1 protein-coding gene is annotated in these 1,340 nt (G+C 68.1%); it reads right to left on the reverse strand.

Annotation, left to right across the window (positions count from 1 at the left end; genetic code table 11):
• Positions 1-38 precede the first annotated feature (38 nt).
• A protein-coding gene (locus tag ACGF2Y_RS36635) for an IS3 family transposase (RefSeq protein WP_392956432.1) occupies positions 39-1,270 on the reverse strand; the annotation gives its coding sequence in 2 pieces (ribosomal slippage) (positions 39-949 and positions 949-1,270; 1,233 coding nt in all).
• Positions 1,271-1,340: the final 70 nt, after the last annotated feature.

Here is a 1,340-nt window from a genome sequence, read left to right on the forward strand (position 1 = left end):
GGGTCTTGTCCCCGAGGGGTGGACACCTGTTCGTATCGTTATGCGGCGAGTGTCAGGGTAGCTGACTGCTGTTCGTAGGCGATCGGTGCTTGCTGTCCGTTCGCCGAGTGCCGTCGGCGGGTGTTGTAGCGGGTGGTCCAGCGGAAGACGGCCAGGCGGCAGGCGCGGGCCCCGTCGAAGCGGCGGGTGCCGCGGAGCGTCTCGCGTTTGAGGGCCGCGTTGAAGCTCTCGGCGAGCGCGTTGTCTGCGCTCGTACCGACCGCGCCCATGGACTGCCGCACCCCCAACTCGGCGCATGTATCAGCGAATTGGCGGGAGGTGTACTGCGCTCCGTGATCGCTGTGGAATATGGCTCCGGCCAGGTTGCCGCGGGTCGCGGCGGCTGCCCGGAGCGCGTCGGTGACCAGCGAGGTACGCATGTGGTCGGCGATCGACCAGCCCACCAGACGGCGCGAGAAGCAGTCGATCACGGTCGCCAGATACAGGAACTCGCCGTCATTCACCGGCAGGTAGGTGATGTCGCCGACGTACTTGGCGTTCGGTGCCGTGGCGGTGAAGTCGCGCCGCAGCAGATCCGGCACGGGCGTGGCGGACGGCTCGGGCACGGTGGTGACCTGGCGCTTGCGCAGCCGCAGCCCGGCGATGCCGTACTTGCGCATGATCCGTCCGACGCGCTTGTGGTTCACGCGCTCCCCCTTGTCGCGCAGCTCGGCGGTGATCCGGGGCCGACCGTAGGCGCCATCCCACTCGGCGTGCACGGACCTGATCCGCTCCGCGAGCGCGGCGTCCGCCCGCTCACGCGCGGCGCGGGCCTGGCGGCCGGCCCGCCACTTGTAGAAGCTGGAACGGGCGACCTCCAGCACATCACACAACCGCTTCACGCCCCAGGCGCGGTGGTGGTCCTCAATGAACTTGAAGCGGTTCACCAGTTCATCTCGGTGGCGAAAAACTTCGTCGCCTTGCGCAGGATGTCCCGTTCAGTGGCCAGTTTCTGGTTCTCTTTGCGCACGGTCTTCAGCTCCGCGCGCAGGGCCGCTATCTCGGCCTCCAGCTCCTGCTTCGTGGCCTCGTTCACCGGGAAGTCCTTCGTGTTCGTGCTCGTCGTGCCGCTCTCACCACGGCGGGCCCGCTCGGCCCGCACCCAGTTGCGCAGCGTCTCCCGGCTGATCCCCAGATCCTTCCCGATGCCCTCGAAGGTGTGGCTCGGGTCCGACAGGTACAGCGCGACGGCGTCCGCCTTGAACTCGGGCGAGTAGACCTTCATCACCATAAGAGATCCCTCCTCCCCGGCCCCTGCCGGGGCCGGGCTCAGAGGTGTCCACCACTCGGGGACAGGTCCC

Source organism: Streptomyces sp. NPDC048142, from assembly GCF_043202835.1.
Lineage (GTDB): Bacteria > Actinomycetota > Actinomycetes > Streptomycetales > Streptomycetaceae > Streptomyces.